The sequence below is a fragment of the Klebsiella sp. K47 genome (genome assembly GCF_051858335.1).
Lineage (GTDB): Bacteria > Pseudomonadota > Gammaproteobacteria > Enterobacterales > Enterobacteriaceae > Klebsiella > Klebsiella pneumoniae.
Window position 1 is genome coordinate 1 of sequence record NZ_JBPYUI010000192.1, and the last position, 243, is coordinate 243.

The 243-nt window shown below is 60.9% G+C and carries 1 protein-coding gene; it reads right to left on the minus strand.

Features of this window, described 5'->3' with window-relative positions:
• The coding region (locus tag RRF55_RS27660; protein ID WP_439419248.1) for a hypothetical protein at positions 1-243 on the minus strand (243 nt) is incomplete at both ends.

The following is a 243-nucleotide window of genomic DNA, read 5'->3' on the forward strand; positions in this document are numbered from 1 at the left end:
GCTGGACATCGATCCCGACTTCCTCAAGGAAGACGATCACGACCACGGCCATGATCACAAGCACGAGCATGGCGAGCACTGCAGCCATGACCACGAGCATGACGAGAACTGCGGGCACGACCACGCCCACAGCCACGCCCATGATCACGAGCACGGCGAACACTGCAATCATCCTCACCACCATCACCACGATGACGACGTCAAGAGCTTCGTCTACCGTGCCGACCGCGCGTTCGACCCTGC